Origin of the sequence: Microcoleus sp. S13_B4 (genome assembly GCF_036700885.1) — a bacterium.
GTDB lineage: Bacteria > Cyanobacteriota > Cyanobacteriia > Cyanobacteriales > Microcoleaceae > Microcoleus.
The window spans coordinates 138,077-153,816 of sequence record NZ_JAUBPU010000005.1; the positions used below are offsets into that span (position 1 = coordinate 138,077).

Annotated in this window: 11 protein-coding genes; 1 reads left to right on the forward strand and 10 read right to left on the reverse strand. The window is 46.1% G+C overall.

Going from position 1 to position 15,740, the window contains the following annotated elements; genetic code table 11:
- Positions 1-103 precede the first annotated feature (103 nt).
- From QT994_RS05270 to bioF, 3 genes are all read right to left on the reverse strand, one after another.
- Entirely contained in the window at positions 104-3,043 is a 2,940-nt protein-coding gene (locus tag QT994_RS05270) for an ATP-binding protein (RefSeq protein ID WP_333172318.1), read from the reverse strand.
- Positions 3,044-4,028: 985 nt separating this feature from the next.
- Complete coding sequence (gene pirA, locus QT994_RS05275) at positions 4,029-4,178, reverse strand: arginine synthesis PII-interacting regulator PirA (RefSeq protein WP_172185012.1); 150 nt, start codon at positions 4,176-4,178, stop codon at positions 4,029-4,031.
- Positions 4,179-4,474: 296 nt separating this feature from the next.
- Positions 4,475-5,647: an 8-amino-7-oxononanoate synthase gene (gene bioF, locus QT994_RS05280; RefSeq protein ID WP_333172320.1), complete on the reverse strand. Its 1,173-nt coding sequence runs from the start codon at positions 5,645-5,647 to the stop codon at positions 4,475-4,477.
- Positions 5,648-5,713: 66 nt separating this feature from the next.
- Between bioF and QT994_RS05285 the strand changes: the two genes are divergently transcribed.
- Positions 5,714-6,649, forward strand: coding sequence for an exopolyphosphatase (locus tag QT994_RS05285; RefSeq protein WP_333172322.1), 936 nt, complete (start codon positions 5,714-5,716; stop codon positions 6,647-6,649).
- 123 nt (positions 6,650-6,772) lie between these two features.
- Here QT994_RS05285 and QT994_RS05290 read toward each other — a convergent pair whose 3' ends face one another.
- The 7 genes from QT994_RS05290 to QT994_RS05320 form a co-directional block, all read right to left on the reverse strand.
- The gene (locus QT994_RS05290; RefSeq protein ID WP_333047315.1) at positions 6,773-7,006 is read right to left on the reverse strand and encodes a hypothetical protein; all 234 of its coding nucleotides are present in this window, start codon (positions 7,004-7,006) and stop codon (positions 6,773-6,775) included.
- A gap of 11 nt (positions 7,007-7,017) precedes the next feature.
- A complete protein-coding gene (locus tag QT994_RS05295) occupies positions 7,018-8,139 on the reverse strand; it encodes a glycosyltransferase family 4 protein (protein ID WP_333172324.1) in 1,122 nt (373 codons plus the stop codon).
- 127 nt (positions 8,140-8,266) lie between these two features.
- Positions 8,267-11,080, reverse strand: coding sequence for a chloride channel protein (locus QT994_RS05300; RefSeq protein ID WP_333172326.1), 2,814 nt, complete (start codon positions 11,078-11,080; stop codon positions 8,267-8,269).
- A 123-nt stretch (positions 11,081-11,203) separates the two neighbouring features.
- On the reverse strand, positions 11,204-11,626 hold the full coding sequence (locus QT994_RS05305; RefSeq protein WP_445243873.1) for an HAD-IA family hydrolase: 423 nt from the start codon (positions 11,624-11,626) through the stop codon (positions 11,204-11,206).
- Between the two features lie 295 nt (positions 11,627-11,921).
- The gene (locus QT994_RS05310) at positions 11,922-12,878 is read right to left on the reverse strand and encodes a GDSL-type esterase/lipase family protein (protein WP_333172330.1); all 957 of its coding nucleotides are present in this window, start codon (positions 12,876-12,878) and stop codon (positions 11,922-11,924) included.
- Positions 12,879-12,971: 93 nt separating this feature from the next.
- Complete coding sequence (locus QT994_RS05315; protein ID WP_333172376.1) at positions 12,972-14,267, reverse strand: TldD/PmbA family protein; 1,296 nt, start codon at positions 14,265-14,267, stop codon at positions 12,972-12,974.
- Positions 14,268-14,714: 447 nt separating this feature from the next.
- The gene (locus QT994_RS05320; protein WP_333172332.1) at positions 14,715-15,575 is read right to left on the reverse strand and encodes a Tab2/Atab2 family RNA-binding protein; all 861 of its coding nucleotides are present in this window, start codon (positions 15,573-15,575) and stop codon (positions 14,715-14,717) included.
- Between the last annotated feature and the right edge of the window lie 165 nt (positions 15,576-15,740).

A 15,740-nucleotide genomic window follows, 5' to 3' on the forward strand; every position in this document is an offset into this window, starting at 1 on the left:
CGCCTTCTTTTACCCTATTGAATTTGCCCTGCTTTAATTTCTTTTCTAAATTTCTGCTGGAACAGTGACTGAATATCTTCCTCGTCGTCTACCACCCTTACTTTCATTTTTTTAACTCCTTAATTTCGGCTATTTTTTTGGGCAATATGATGATAAACTCTGTGTAATCTCCTACTTCTGTTTCGACTTTTAGTTCTCCGCGATGTTGTTGGACTATCACATCCTGACTAATAGAAAGACCTAGACCCGTACCTTCGGCTGGTGGCTTTGTAGTAAAAAACGGATTGAATATTTTATCGAGTACCTCGGGTTTTATACCTGGGCCATTATCGCGAATGCGGATTTCAATCGTGGCACCAAGATTTCTAGTTCTCACGTCAAGCAGCGGTGAAAATTCTGCTCCCATTTCTTGTTTCTTTTTATAGGCTGCATAACAAGCATTGCTAATAATGTTAAGAAATACCCTGCCGATGTCTTGTGGCACGACATCTATTTCGCCAATATCATTGTCGTAGTCGGTTTCTATGGTAATGTTAAAAGCAGGTTCCTTGGCTCGCATCCCGTGATAGGCTAGATTAATATATTCAGTCAATAAACTATTTATATCTGTAGCTTCCCACTGACCGCTTTGTCCGCGAGAATGCAAAAGCATATTGCCAACGATTTTATCGGCTCTTTGACCGTGTTGATTGATCTTTTTAAGGTTGGCTTTAAGATCGGTTAACAACTCGGCAATATCCTCACTGGTTTCGGGATCTAAACGTTCTGCTTGATGTTCGATTTTTTCAAACAGTTCTTCGGTTAATTCAGCAGAAAGTTCTGAGAAATTGTTAACAAAGTTTAAGGGGTTTCTGATTTCGTGAGCAATCCCTGCTGTTAAACTTCCCAGAGAAGCTAGTTTTTCTTGGACAACAATCTGATTTTGCATAGCCTTGAGATTTTCTTCTATCCGCTGGCGCTCTTCAACTTCATTCTGCAATTGCTCTACAGTATGGCTGAGTTCAGATGTACGCTCCTTGACTTTAATTTCTAGTTCCTCATTAGCTTTTTGTAGGGCTTCTTGGGCTTGTTTGCGATCGGTAATGTCGCGCAGAATCACCACATATTCTTGTAGCTCTTGATTGGAAAGCGAAGCCTCTTGGGAGAATCGGTTTGAGATGGCAACTTCCAGGATGCGCGAGTCTTCAGTGGGCAGGTTCAGGGTTTGTTCGCTGCGGCTAGGCCACCGTTCTGGCCCAAAAGCCAATCCGGGGAGTAATTTGTTCAAGTGACTCCCGATTAATTGACCGCTACTTAACTCAAATAGACGCTCAGATGCTGGGTTAGCCTGACGAATCATCCCATTTTCATCGAGCACTACAATCGCATCTATGGCAATTACAAACAGTTGTTCCGCCGCCTCTCGTGCCTCGTCCATTGAGACAACTTGGGGTAAACTCGTCCAGCAGGCAACAGCCACCCCGACAAAAGTGACTGTCAAGATCAGCACTGCCAAAAGATTAGAACCAACGCTAGAGTTGGCATCTAATTGGGATCTAAAAACCCAGCCAATACTGACGGCGCTACAGACTAGCAAAATCAGGACTACAACCTGAAACGCCACAAAATCTACGATCTGGCTCTTGCGTCGGGCCCTGTAATGCCGCATCCACCAGGCCCGATGGAAGGGCGCAAAGGAAATGCGACGAATAGCCGCATCCACTGCCAAAATAGCCACAGGCAACAGTAAGCCGATCGTTACGTCTTGCCAACTCCAGTTCAAGCCTCCGACCATCACAACAACTGCAAGTAAAAAGAAGAAGCCTGCCGCCCACCAAGGCCATCGCACTTGTGGCGAGCCTCGCCGCAGCCACAGTCCTAGATAAAATGCCATCAGCATTATCAAGTAACTAGCACCACCGACCACCACGATATCGGTTACATCTCCCCAAAGCAGACCGATCAAACTGAGTAAAAGGGAAAATACCAGGGCCGGTTCGAGAACGCCTCGTCGGGAGATGAAAGCGAAGACGGGTGAAACGTACCCGTCTAGAGCGAGTTGGTACAAGATGCGGGGGGAGTTGGAAACCGCAGTGGCGGAACAAAGAAGGCAGCTTGAGGCCAGCAGGAGTGTGACGATCAATGAAGCTGACTGACCCCAGAATGGTGAGGCGGCAGCTAATAGGTTATTAAACGAGTCATCGCCCAGTCCTGGGGAGGTTGCTAAGCGCATCAGTACCCAGGAACTCCCCAGATACACCGGTGGAATCAGCCAAGCGGCTAAGTTCATAACCCGCAAAGTTTCAGTTGGACGGCGGCTGTCGGCGACAAACGAGGAAGCCGTTTCACAGGCGCAGGCACCGTAGACCGCAAAGAATGACCACTTGGCCCAGTCAACAAAGGTTAAAGTTGGCCAACTGCTGGGGAAAAATCCGGGGCTATCTGGGGAGAGAGCTAACCATCCTATGCCTTGAATGCTAAACACCAGTAGGAATCCCACTGCCGGGATAATGAAAAATGCGTGCAGTATCGCTAAGGCGCGACTGCCGCTAAATGCCAGAATATAAGCGATTAGTGTGAATCCAATTTTTAGCGGCGTTTCTGGACAGGGGATGCCCAAGGGTTCTAGGTTAGCTTTGATTAGCGCCGTAATTACGATCGCGTTTATTGACGGATATAGTGCCCAGCCAGCGAAGTAGCCGATCGCTACATAGCTGCCCAGAAGCGGATAGTTGCTCAGTAGCCCGGTGATATAGTTAGGCGTTCCGCCGGACATTTCTGGCCAGTGTTCCCCTAAGCGTTTCACTTGCAGGTTCAGCATTACCCCCACCAGTACGGCGGGCAGCCATACCAAAATGGCATTGGGCCCAAGAGCCGCGTGCATTGCAGGTGCAATGGTAACCCACAAGATATGACCAGTCATCCCGAAGCCCCACGTTTCAAGGGGACTCAGGGTTCTCGGCAGGCGCATGAGCGATCGCTCATTGAGATTTTCTCGTAGAAAAGGCTGAGTTGGTTCTGAGTGGTAGCCGTTTTCCGGCTGGTGTTGGATGTCTGTCGCCATCAATTTTACCTATATATTTTTGGGATATTGCAGTCGCTACCCGATGTTCGGCTTTATAGAGATCAACTTTTTTATGTTAATTATTTTTACTATTCTTAAATTTTGGCAAAGCTGCCTTGAACAGTCAACCATAAAAATCTATCTCAATGCGTCTTCAATATTACTAGGACTTACGCAACTGTCACAGCTCGGTGTACCAGCACCAAAAAATTAGACAATAAACATCGAGCAAGAAGTTTTAGTTGCTCAATTAAATAACTTAATAGCAGCCCATGTTTAATTTGATCTATTGTTGTACCATTTTTATTGCCTAAAATTTTGAGCGCCTACGCCACACAAGTTCATGACAAGCAATATGATTTGTTTGAATTCTAGCTTGACGGGAGTGGCAAGAGTCTCTCCCGGTTAATTGCTTGATTTCCCTAGCAAATTGCTCAATTTTCCAACCAATAGCACACACATTAGTGTACGTTATTCGTGCGCTTATTATTGAGTTTGGTCGTTAGTCGCGACTGTCAACTTGTCAGTGATTCGGACTGGTTAAGGTGATGGGTGAGGGCGTGAACACGCCTTCACCATGTGTCAGGGGCTTTTAGTCCTGTAGTTATTAGTAGGGTGCGCCGAGGCGCAACTTACTACTACAGATAGTGTAAAAACAGAAGGAATCCAGCGTAAGTCTTGTTCTTTCCTCTTCCTTCTTCGTTCTGACTTCCGAACTTACGCAAAAAATGGTTCAATCGGCTATTGGTAGAGGCTCTGTGCGCCGAGGCGCACCCTACAAATAGAGTTTGTGCGTTTAGGAGTGTTATTTCTTCCTTCTTTCTTCTTCTTTCTCAATAAAAAACCCCGCTTTCTTGAAGAAACCGGGGTTTTTCCTACCAACTAAGAGAGAAGTCAAAACTTAACAGGTAGCGGTTGCCGGAATTCTGCATTTCTCGCACAACCCTCTAAACCAAACTACAGGCAAATTCTAGTTGCAGCTTGTTTAAAGCTGTCTCATTTCCTCTTCAAGCACCCGAACCAAATCTTGGTTCCCACTGGATCTCGCTACTTCTATGCGGTGCATCAGTTGCTTGTGAATGTTAGCGCGGTGGGTTTCTGCTACTTTTTTTACGTTTTGACGATTTGTGTTCATGGTGGACGTTCCTTATATTAAATTTGGTGTACCTGCTACTTCTCTAATATAGCGCTAAATTCCAAAAAGTATCTAAATTTACAAAAAATTTACAGTTGTTGACCGATCGACCAAACTCCTGTATAAGATTGGTCATAAGTCAATAGCGATATCTTGACAATCAAAAAAAAAGGCCGAACGCTAGAGCTGCTTAGGGACGAAAGCTAGAGCTGCAAAAGGCAAAAGGCAGAAGTAGAAATTCTGCCCATCTTCCAACATTTACCCAAAGGCTAAGGTACTTATGGCGGACTCAACATTTAGTCAAAACTCAAAACTTCCTCCAGCGCCTCTACCAACTGCTGAAGGTGTGCGAGCTCATGAGTTGCCATCAGCGAAATCCGAATTCGACTCACGCTTACAGTCGGAGGTCGAATCGCCGGAGCAAAAATACCCATGTCCTTGAGTTTACCGCCTACTATTAAAGCTGTTGCTGCATTTTTTAACGGAAGACTGAAAATTGGGGAAAGGGAATTGCTAATTGGTAATTGGTGATTGGTAATCGCGCAATATTTGAAAGTTTCGATATTTTGTCGCAACCGAACTCGGCGTTCTGGTTCTTGCTGTACAATCCTCACAGCTTCCAAAGCAGCCGCCGCATCAGCAGGCGTCAATGCTGTAGTATAAATCCAAGTCGCCGCTCGATTACGCAGAAAATCAATTAAAGCAGCAGAGCCCGCAACATAACCACCTAAACTTCCCAAAGCTTTGCTGAGTGTCCCCACTTGAATCAGCGGTGTTTCTGTACAACCGAAATGTTCTGCACAACCGGCACCGCTAGCACCGAAAACTCCTGTAGCGTGAGCTTCATCTACTAATACCATGCAGTTAAAGGTTTCGGCCACAGCCAACAACTGCGGTAGCGGACACAAGTCCCCATCCATGCTAAAGACGCTATCGGTAATAATTAAACACTTGCGGTATCTTGCGCGATTTTGCTCTAGCTTAGTCTTTAAATCCTCAAGATTGCAGTGATTGTACTCTAGGGCTGTTGCACCACTGAGTGTGGCTCCGTTTTTCAGGCTCGAATGGTTGTACTTGTCAGATAATATCAAATCGCGCTTGCCGACAACGGATGCGATCGCCCCTAGATTCGCCAAATATCCCGAACTGAATACTAAAGCATCTTCAGTTTGTTTTAAATTAGCAATAGCTTTTTCTAGCTGTCGGTGCAAATCACGGTGTCCGCTGACCAACCTCGAACCCGTCGCACCCGTACCAAATTCGTTAGTTGCAGCCATAGCAGCTTGAATTAACCTGTCATCGCCGGCAAGTCCGAGATAATCGTTGCTGGCAAAGTTAATCAGCCTGTGGCCTGCTAACTTTACCACAGGCCCGGGGCAACTATCGATCGATAGTGGCGATCGATACCAATCGGCACGGCGAACTGTGTCCAGGGCCTTCTCTATCCAAGCGTAAGGGTCTGCGTTCATATTGGAAAGCGATCGGGTAATACGTTATATTAGCTGGTGATCAGTTCCTCCCTATCACAGAAGCATATGCCACTCACTAAAAAATACAGATTAGTCACCCGCAGCGATTTTGACGGTCTTGTCTGTGCCGTTTTGCTCAAAGAACTCGATATGATCGACGAGATTAAATTCGTGCATCCTAAAGATATGCAGGATGGGAAAGTCGAAATAACAAATAACGATATTAGCACCAATTTACCCTATGTTGAGGGAGTTCATCTAGCTTTCGATCACCATTTCAGCGAAACTCTTAGACACGAGAAAATCAAAATTAACCACATCATCGATCCCTATGCAGCTTCTGCAGCTAGGGTACTGTACAAATATTATGGAGGCCAAGCAAAGTTTCCTGATATTTCTGAGGCCATGATGGCGGCCGTTGACAAATCTGATTCCGCTCAATTTGCCCAAGAAGAGGTGCTGCATCCGCAAGAATGGGTGCTGTTAAACTTCATCATGGACGCCAGAACCGGGTTGGGAAGGTTTAAAGAATTTACAGTTTCCAATTATCAGTTAATGATGCAGTTAATCGATTACTGCAAAAATCATACCATTGAGGAAATTTTGCAGCTTCCTGATGTGAAAGAAAGAGTAGACCTCTACTTCGAGCAAGAAGAAAAATTTAAAGAGCAAATACAGCGATGCGCCCAAGTTTATAATAATTTAGTTGTTTTGGATTTGCGTAACGAAGAGGTGATTTATGCGGGGAATCGTTTTGTAATTTATGCTTTGTTCCCTGAGTGCAATATATCGATTCACGTACTTTGGGGACTGAAACAACAAAATACTGTTTTCGCAGTGGGCAAGTCAATCTTTAACAAAACTTCTAAAACTAATATTGGGGAGTTAATGTTAAGATATGGCGGCGGTGGGCACCAGAATGCCGGAACTTGTCAGATTGAGAACGATAAAGCTAGTCAAGTTTTGAAAGAGTTAATTGCCAAGATCGAGCAAAATGGTTAAATTGGCTTTATCTTTTTTGCAGTCAGGACTTGAGTCTTTGATTATTTATTTTAATTTTCAGCACTAAAGTCCTTACTACAAACGGGAATTTTTAGGACTGAAGTCCTTACTGCAAATGGGAGTTTAGTCCTCAAGGCTTTGAGCGGGCGGCTTCTGGGCATTGAGATTTTCTGAACTGTTGCCTTTGGCTGGTGGCAAATGGTCTACCAAACCCATCTCAAAAGCGATATCCGGCAACTCATCAGCATTATATTTTCCGGGCTCAAACAATCGCCCAGGAGTAAAACAAGGCTGTTTCAATCGTACTACCTCCCCCGGTGAAAACATTCCCCTAAACATTTTGCGTTCGAGTCCCATAATTTCTGATCCTAAAATAACTTTCGCATTAATCTTAGCAATTTTTGAGCGGCAGCTTCCCAATTAAATAAATCCGCCGTCTCTTTAGCTTTTTGAGCTACCTGAAAACGCATCGGATCTTCAACAATTTTTCGCAACTGTTCGCGAACAGACTGAACATTTGGCTCGGCCCAATGAGGAGCATTTCTGATTTTTAGATACTGAGTATCATAACACTTTCCGACGGGAATTAGATCGTAAGCAATAGGATAGCAGTTATCAGCATTGGCATACTCGGTCGGGCCGCCGTACATAGTCATAGCGACGGGCAAACCTGCGGCAAAGGCATCCAAAATTTTAATTGCAAAACCCTCGCCGCGAAAGGGAGCTAAAAAAGCATCGGCAGACAAGTATAAATCAGCTAGTTCTGCTTTATTATAAAATTTAGGCTTGACCTGAACTTTTGACTTTAACTTGCCAAATTGTTTTTCGAGCTTTACGATATGTTCCACTATGACATCAGGATTTTTGCCGCCATCTTTGATAATTAGCTGTACGTTGGCATCATCTTTAAACTCTTCCCAAAAAGCTTGAATGGCGAGATCCGTGCCAAATCTATACAAATCAAAAGAATTGGTCATGTGCAGAATATACTTTACATTTTTGTGGGTCTTTTGCGGTCTTGAAAAATAGAGTTGCGAGATTAAAGGATTGAAACCTAGAGGCATTACTGATACCTTGGTCGCAGGACATCCAGCTTTTATTAAGACGTTTTTAGAATATTGGCTGACGGCTAGTTTGTGGGATAAGCTATTGACAGCATCGTAAATCCAGTAATCATAATCATCTGTGTTTTGGGCGAATTCGTAATTGATAGCAAAAAGTTCTAAGTTGAGATGTCCGTTGAGTTCTTTTAAAAGATAGGGTTTCCAGTAATGAGACCATTTTATGTGGAATAAATCTGATGGTGCGGTGTTCATCCACTTCTCTAGCAGGTGGTTTTCTTCGGGTGTGGAATTGCGGGTGAGGTGAGACGCTATTGTCGAAGGTTCGACAGAAATAGGAATGCCAATTTGGTCTAAAGTTTTTGCCAGGGATAGGGTAATGTCGGCGAAGGAGTTAAAGTGTTGAAAGGCAACGTTAAAGTGAACCATATTTATTGGGAATGGGGCATTGGGCATTGGGCATCGGAGGCAGAGCTTCCGGGTATGTATTCCCAGGCAGAGCCAGGGAACAAGACTAATAATTAATAACTAATAACTAATAACTAATGACTAATGACTAATTGGCCGATCGCACTAAAATGACTGTACAGTCGCACCCGCGCGCCACAGCTTCCGGGATGTTCCCGTGAATCACCTGCTTCAGCAGCCCTTCGCGGCTCGCCCCCAGGACGATCGCATCGCACTGATCGTTCTGAGCCAAATCAATTAAAGCATCAGAAACCGATTTAGCGCAAACCGAAGTCGCTATTATCGAACAGCTAACCCTGCGCTTGATAAACTCCGCCGCTTGCTTTAATTCGCCGCGATCGGGTTCTGCACCAGAAGGCTGGTGAACTTGACACAATTTAATCTCCGGTACAGCACTCGCAGCCACCAAAGCCGGTAGCAGTCGCAAAGCGGCAGCTTGCTTGTAACTGCCGCGAATAGGTACCAACCAGCGCTGCAAACCCATCAGCGTGTGCAGTCCCAATTCTGGCGCTGGAATGTCGGAATTCGGCGGGGAAAATTCAGTTTCAGGAGTCGCTGAAGAATCTGAGGATCTCGCCAATGTGGGATTATCTGTACCATCAACTCCTTCGGGATTTACGTCCCATTCTATAGACGCATATTTCCGCCCGCTAAGAGCGACGGAAAACTCATTTTTTTTGCGGCTTGCTAATATTTTTTCGCTCCATTTAACCAAAATAACCTCGCAGCCGGCTTGCCGAATTACGGTATCGACCACATCACCAAAAATGCGTCCAGTAGTGGATGTTTCGCCTTCCCATCCCATCAAAATTAAATCGATATGGCGCTCCTTAATTGTCTCCAAAATTGCGTGAGGCACGTCATGAGCTACCCGTATTTGGGTGTGTACAGGCAAGTTCCAATTGCGAACAATTCGCTCGGCTTGTTGCAGCAGGCGGCGGCTTTTAGTTGTCCGCACTGCGCTTTCTGAGGGGGAACTGTTGCGCGGTACTAAGATGATTTGCAGGCATTCTAATTCGTAATTACGATCGCGCGCAATCGCCGCGGCCAGTCGCAGCAAAGCGGGTGCTGTTTGGGGGTTGGAAAGTGGCACTAATAAGCGGCCGTTTCCGACTTGCGGAGCTCTGGTTTGATAGACAACATAGGAAGGTTCTGGATGCGGGCCCTGGGTTGTTTCTCCGCTGAGGCGATCGGATTCAACTCGGATAATGTCGCTGCGGGTAATAATTCCCACCAAACGCCGGCCTTCTACGACTGGCAAACGGCTGATATTGTAGTTGTTGAGCCTGTACAATACCTCGCTTAAAGTATCCTTTGCTTTGACTGCGATGGGGTGTACAGTCATAAATTCTTTGAGCAGCGAGTTGCCTGACAAATTGCGCTCGCTGGCATTTGCCAAATCGGTTTGACTGACAATTCCAACTAATTTGCCATCTTCAACTACTGGAAATCCTCGGTGGTGCGATCGCGAAAATGCCTGGATCACTTCATCGAAAGTCAGCAAACTCGAAAGAGTTTCAACTCGGCGCTGCATCACGTCCTCTGCGTACAAGTCGCTCAAAGTATTGGTGGCAGCTTTTGCTTTTGTCAGTTGAATGCCGTTAAACTCCAAAAGGTGAGTGTACAGTGAGCCACTGTCTACCTTTTCGGCGACTAAATAAGCAACTACAGAACAGATCATCAAAGGCAGCACTAATTTGAAATCCGCCGTAATTTCAAACACAATTACTACCGCAGTAATCGGCGCTCTAGTAACCGCGCAAAAAAACGCTCCCATTCCCGCCAAAGCATAAGTTACCGGCAAACCGATACCCAGGACATCTGCCTGGACAATGCCCACCATGTGACCGAGTGCAGAACCCATAACTAGGGAAGGGGAAAACAATCCTCCCGGAGCTCCAGAAGCAGCGGAAATAATTGTCAGAAAAAAGTGAGCTATAAAAGCAATTAAACTCGTTATTCCGCTTGCTTCCCCGGTTAGAAGAAACTCTCGCAAACCCGTATTGTTGCGGAAAGTTTCTGGGAGAAAAGCTATTACTGAACCGCAGATGATACCAGCTAGAGCCACTCGCGCGGGCAAAGCTAATTTGAGCGATCGCCTGTTAAATTGCAAGGTAGCAATAATCCCTTTGCTGAACAAAGCTCCCAGCAATCCTGCTAAAACTCCTAACAGTATGTAGAATGGAATTTCCTGAGCTTCAAAACTGCTTGGGTACTCGCGAAGGTTCAAATTTAAACTATCGCCCCCCAAAAGCTGCGAGACAACTGCACCGATAAATGAAGCGATAATTGCAGTCCCTAAAGTCAATCCCGACACGTCGTGCAGCAGTTCTTCAACTACAAACAAAACTCCTGCAATGGGAGCATTAAAACCAGCAGCCAATCCCGCCGCAGCACCGCAAGCAATCAATTGGCGGCGGTAGTCTGGGGAAGTTGGCATCAAGTGACCGATCCAGCCGGCCAAAGATGCTCCTATTTGCACAGTCGGGCCTTGCCTTCCTAAAGTTAAACCGGAACCAACGGCTAAAATAGTGGTCAGTAGTTTGGCGACAGCTACTCGCAAATCTAAGGCAAGATTGACGCCGCCGAGAGCAGCTTTGACGTGAGGAATCCCGCTGCCGGCAGTTTCGGGAGCAAAACGCTCTACCAAGAAACCTGTCAGCAACCCGCCGAATAAACCGACGCCAGGAAGCAATATCCAGGCTGGAATTACTGTCGAGGTAGCAACTCGCCAACTGCCGAGCCATCCTACCCCTGATTTGAGCAAAACACCTGCCAGTCCTGCCACCAAGCCGATCAGACAAGCTTCAAAAATAGCGAGGCGTTTCGGCCGTAAAAAAAGTTGAGATGTGATGACCCTGGAAGGTTCCCTAAGTTGTTTAGGGATAGTTATATACGGCATAAATAGCGTAGATAGCCTGAGAATTGTCTACTCGATCGCACTTTAGCAAAAAATCCTTCGATACTTACCTGAAATCTGCTGTAATTCCGATGCTACGGGATTGGATATCAATCTGCGATTTTTTTATCTTATAGCCTCGATCAGTGTTTTTAAATCCGGCACTTCCAAGTCTGGCTGGCCGCTGGCCGGCAGTGTCGCCCCAAATCCTGCTTTGTCGTGTTTGCGATTTACCCAAACCGTTGAGATTCCCCTGGATGCGGCTGGTACAATGTCATGATAGATGCTCTGAGCAACGTGCAGGAGTTTGTCAGTAGAAATTCTCATTGTTTCTAGGGCTATTTCAAAGTTGCGAGTTGACCGTTTGTACGATCGTACTTTTTCCGCCGTAATCAACCAGTCGAATTCAAGTTTTAAATATTTGGCTGTAGCAGCAAACAAGTCATCGTCAATATTGGAAATTACTGGCAGTTTGTATTTCTGCTTGAGTGCTGTTAAAGCTGCAACTGTCTCAGGAAATGGTTGCCAATTTCTGATAGAATCAACCAAACAATTTATTTCTGTTTGTGTCGGTGCAAAAGTAAATTTCTTACCGAACTTTTTCACTATTTCTTTAGTGTAAAATATTGCGATATCTTATATAAGGGTTATTCTGGTTTTCTAGTTCGGATTCCCATGCAGCAAAAAGCTCTAAAAAGCCGTCATCGCTGAAATCTATTTCCAAATTTGACAGCAAGTTTTTCAGGGCGGGCCATATCCCCCTTGCCCAATCTATTCAGAGTGCCGTACCACTCAAAATTTATCACTTCAAACTGATTAAATTTAAGCCGGATTTCCTCCTATTCTAGGGTTGATATTCCGCAAAAATTTCAATTTTTCCGACAATATTGCGATTAAATTCGACCAATTCTTCTGCGGGAATCCAATATTCTTGGTGAATCGAACTGCCCACATTTTGTACGGGATATTTTTTTAAGAATTCTGCAGCAACCCGAAAGCGAGTGACATAGCCGAAATATCCCGATGCTGCATCTCTTGTATTCCAATCTCGCGCGATTTGTATGGCATAGGCTTTGTGAACTACGGGGAAAAAAGTAGGCTGAAAGGATAAGCGTGGCGGAAATGCCAGAAAATCGCTTTCTTTAATCAGTTCCATTTCTTTTTTGCCGACGGCTCGGAACAGCGTGACTGTCTCTTGATCTGATATATTGATATTTTTAAACCACGCTTTCCAACCATCCCAATTGTGAACTATTTTAGCCAATTCAGCGTAACCGGCGGCGCGGGGATGGGCAAGGTCATTTTCGCTAAGTTCTTTATGCCAAATTTCCGAGTTTTGCAACGGGGTGCAAACATCTAGATAAGGCACATTTAACTCGTTGCAAACTTGGGAAAACTGTTCGGATAAGTTGGCAATCCGCCTTGTGCGATCGGTATCGATAACTGGCGGTGGCCCTACCATTAATACTGGAAATATATTTTGGGCTGACGTGAGAATAGAGCGGGCATTTTCAATTGATTTCTCAACTTCTATGCGAATTTTTTCGTTTTCTAGGTAAGTGTCGTTGACACCAAAAGAAAATACTATTCTGCCGTCGGTGTAGTGAGGTAAGCGGCCAGAAACTTCGTTGAACCAACGAGTTTCTATATCGGCACTGTTTTCTCCCCTTATTCCTAAATTGTAGTAGGTAATATCGTGTCCTTGTCCGCAAGCGGCAGCGCAAATCCGTCCTGTCCAACCGAGACATTTGGGATCGCAAGTACCGTTTACAAAAGAATCGCCGATAAAACAAATACGCATATTATGTGTGGGAATTGGGAATTGTTGACTGTTGACTGTTGACTGTTAACTGTTAACTAATGATGGAGGACTACTAACAACTGCCAAATGACTTTAATTCTTGCCGATGACGGACAATCCCTCTACAATTAGAGAGGGTGTGTGGCAAGAACCATTCCACTCGGAGTCTCCTCCCAATTCTACTAATTGTTTGAGGACGTTGTAGACGTTGCCAGCTACCATTGTGTCTTTGATTCTGCCGACTATTTGACCTTGTTTGACTCGGTAGCCTAGATCGACGTTTATTGAAAAATCGCCGGAAATTCCAGCACTGCCGCCAAGCATTTGATCTACTACAATTCCGTCGTCTAATTTAGCGATTAAATCGATTAGCGAAAGCGAACCTGGTTTAATCAAAACATTGAACAAACTCGGCGTCGGATAGCTGCCCAAACCTGGGCGAAATCCATTGCCGGTGGTGCCACTGCCCAAGGCTCGACCGGTGGTGCGATCGGTATAAAATAGCTGCAACACTCCGCTGTTGATAAAGACGATCGCCCGAGTGGGAGTGCCTTCGTCGTCAAAAGGACAGCTATAGGGCCCGATATCCGGCTGCTGCGAGAGGGTGACAAGCGGCGATGTCACTTGCGATCCTAAACGATCGTTCCAAGGCGAAGCGCCTTCGAGTACCTGTTTGCCGTTCAAAGCCGCACAGACAGTCCCCCACAGTAAATCGGCGGCTTTGGCTGTAAATAGCACCGGCACGCGGCCCGTGGCGGGGGCTACATTGTCTTTCGCCCATTCCAAACGCTGCAAAACTCGCCTGGCGCTGGTATTTAAGTCGAGGGTGCCACGTTCGGTTTCGCCTTCCCAAATGTTGAGGAAATCTTCGCCCCGCACTAATTCTGCTGATAAGTAACCGCTGAGGGTGGTGTCGGTGTGACTGGAATCCAAGCCTCTGGTGTTCACCAAGCGGGTGCTTTCGATTTCGCAGTCGAGTTCGGCGGTGCAGAGGCTTTCGGGATAGGCTTCGCGGACGATCGCGATCGCCTCTTTGCCCCAGTTTACTAGCTGTTCGGCCGGCACCGACACTCCGCGATCGGGATAAACAACTTTTTCACCGGTGCCGAGTTCGATGGTTTCCGGTTCGTTGAGTTGCGAAAGCGCGATCGCCCTGTCCACCAAAATTTGTAGTTCCACAGGCCCGTAGGCCACCGCCAAACCCGGTCGCCCATCCCGCCACAGCCGCAGTGCAATGCCTTCTGCTTGGGCGGTTTCTAGCTGTTTGAGGCGGTTTGCTTCAAAAAAGACCGGCCGTGAGAGCGATTGCGATTCCAATACCTCAGCAGCTTCTGCACCTGCTTTGGTGGCTAGTTCTAACAGTTGTTCTGCTGATTGGTGATTGGTCATTGTTGTCGATGGTTGGTAATGGGCGATCGGTAATACCATTTTCGATTTTCGATTTTCGATTTTCGATTAAAGAATTGGCAATGACTTACGGGATATGGGTTGGGCTCACGGGCCTACATTTAGATTCTTTTGGGAAACTGGTGCAATGGGCGATAATAAGATTCTACGCATTTGTGATTGTTTGCATCCTGCCAAGGGCGTCAGTCGATTTTATATTTTAGATTTTAGATTTACTCCACAAATGAATCTGGGAGCTTTAACTATAATCTCAAATTTTGAACTCTCCACGACAGGATTACGTGGCACGGTATCCGTTTTTGGGCGGGGTCAGAAACCGACTTTTTTGCTGCGGTTCAGCTCTAAAAGCCGAGATTTTTCCTGAAAAAACCCGGTTGCTTAAATCTGATTGAGAATGCTGCCCGATATCAGTTATTGCCCAACGAGCGACTAAATATTTAGTTCGTGCAGCAGCCAGAATCCTGCAAAAGATTCCGATTCGGGATTCGACTGAATTGCTAAGAAATGTACTTGTTTTGCTTGTTTTTTCGCGACTTCAAATCCTTTCGCTTCTCTCTCAGTTGCTGCGTCTTTGAGATTAGCTAAAATCCAGCGATCATTAGCTCCGGTATCTAATACCAGCCTAGCGGGTGGGCCGCTCTCAAATTTCAGAAAAGCCAACTCCAAACCTGACATCCAACCTGCCAAAGCTGTTGCTCTCGACGAGTAGATAATTAGTCCCGGAATTTGCGTTTCTGGGGCGAGGCGTGTCATCGGCAGTCCGAAAGCTTCGCCAAATCCGATATCCCACTCGGACATTTCGTCAAAAGCTGCGATCGGCAAACTCACAAACGTCCATTTTTCGCCGATTAAAGCATCCGGCAGCGCAACTGGCGTTTCAGGTACAAATTGAACGCTCGGGTTCACAACCGCTTGATAGCCGGGTTCGGCGGGATAAACGTCTTGCATCCGTTCTTCCAGCCACAGGCTAAGGGCGAGGGTGCGGCGGCTGCAGGCGGCGGGAATGTCCAAATCCTCGCAGGCTTTGGTAATCATGTTCCCCATTTGGCGGCGGAAAAAGCGGATTTTTTCGGGTCGTTTCGGTGCTGCGGCGATCGCCTCTTTAAGTGCGCCAGCCAGCCACAGGGAATTCACGGTAGAACTGGAGCAGAATTGCGAGTAGCGAAACAGAGATTCGGCCTTGTCGCCTACATTCAGCGGGCTTTCGCAGATCAACACTTCCCATTTTTTTTTCTCTCGCTCGTCTAGGATTGGACGGCTGTAAAAGTCGAGTTCCCAAATAGTAGCCATGCCGCGCTGTTAAAAATTAATCCTTTCTCATGTTACCGGACAGCGGGCAAGTTTCTGATTCTGACAATATAAGGCTGATTTTCAATCGCGGGCGATCGCACTTTCCCAAAGATTCTGGCTTTCCCTAGCAGATTCCCGTGTAATTTGTGGCAGCAGTGCACAACC